Annotated in this window: 1 protein-coding gene; it reads left to right on the forward strand. The window is 41.0% G+C overall.

The window, feature by feature from the left end; translation table 11 throughout:
• The coding region (locus WB217_RS06800; RefSeq protein WP_423991866.1) for an ATP-grasp domain-containing protein at nucleotides 1-1,614 on the forward strand (1,614 nt) is incomplete at both ends.

Below are 1,614 nucleotides of genomic sequence, written 5' to 3' on the forward strand. Positions count from 1 at the left end.
TTGCTTGAGCTGCTTCGCCATCATGAGGACATTCATTTACTGCATCAGAAAACGAAAGTTGATTTATTTTTCCTCGCTAAATTTAAGGCGATGATTGATATGGAAAAGATGATTGAAGGGCTAAGCAGCGAAAAAGTTACAGCCTCAGAGTTAAGGCACATTAAGGAAAAAGGCTTTAGTGATGAATTTCTCGCCAAAGAGTGGAAGGTTACGGAGGAAAAGATTAGATCACTAAGAAAAAGTTATGGTGTAACACCGGTATATAAGATGGTCGATACATGTGCCGCTGAATTTGAATCGTCCTCAAATTATTTCTATTCCAGTTATTTTGGAGAAAATGAAGCACCTGCCGCAAGCAACAAACGCAAGGTATTAGTCATTGGCAGCGGGCCCATCAGCATCGGTCAGGGAATTGAGTTTGACTATTGCTCTGTACATGGAGTATTTGCCTTAAAGGAAGAAGGCATAGAAACAATCATGATTAACAATAATCCGGAAACAGTGAGCACTGACTTTGCAATCTCAGACAGATTGTACTTTGAACCATTGATGATTGAAGATATTTTGAATGTCATCGAAAATGAGGGAATCCAAGAAGTGATTGTCCAGCTCGGTGGACAAACAGCTTTGAACCTGGCAAAAGGGCTTGAAAAAGCAGGTGTCCAGCTGCTGGGCACGAGCTCTAAAACAATTGACCTATTTGAAGACCGGGACCAATTTTATCAGCTGCTTGATAAGCTAAATATCCCAAGAGTTAAAGGAGAAACGGCTGCGAATAAAGCTGGGCTTCTGAATGCTGTTGAACAATTAGGTTACCCTGTACTGATTCGTCCTTCCTATGTAATCGGAGGATTGAACATGGTAGTGATCCATAATCCTCAAGAGTTAAGGAGTGTAATTGAGGCAGGAAATATACAGTATCCGATCCTTGTGGACCAATATCTTAAAGGATCTGAGGCAGAGCTAGATCTTGCTTCAGATGGTGAACATATTCTTATACCAGCGATTATTGAACATATTGAAAAAACGGGTGTACACTCAGGCGATAGCTTCTGTATTATCCCTGCCCGGAGCTTTTCAGCTGAAACAAAGCAACTAATGGCCGATTATGCCAAGAAAATCGTGACAGAAATTAACTATAAAGGATTAATGAACATCCAATTTATAGTGAATGGAAATGATGTATTGCTTCTTGAAATCAATCCGCGTTCAAGCCGAACGATGCCAATAGTCAGCAAGGTAGCCGGAGTTGAATTAGTGAAAAAAGCGACAAAAATATTGCTCGGGAAATACTTTTTGTCGAAAGACGAGCTGCTTCTTGATTCAGACGCTCCTTTTAGTTGTGTTAAACATCCTGTCTTTTCAAACTTTGCCTTGAAGGGACTGGATTCCAAGACGGGGCCACAAATGATTTCCACTGGAGAAGGAATCAGCATTGCCACATCAACGGATGAGGCCTTGAACAAAAGTTTCCATTCAATTAACGGAAAGCCTCTCGAAGGAGCAATCGCATTTGCAGACAAGAGTGATTTAGTGGAAGCAAGCAGTCAATACGATTCACCGGCTTTGGAAATGGTTGAATATGAAATCTCGGATGATCACCAAAAAACCGTT

The organism is Mesobacillus sp. (genome assembly GCF_049588175.1).
Classification (GTDB): domain Bacteria; phylum Bacillota; class Bacilli; order Bacillales; family Cytobacillaceae; genus Mesobacillus.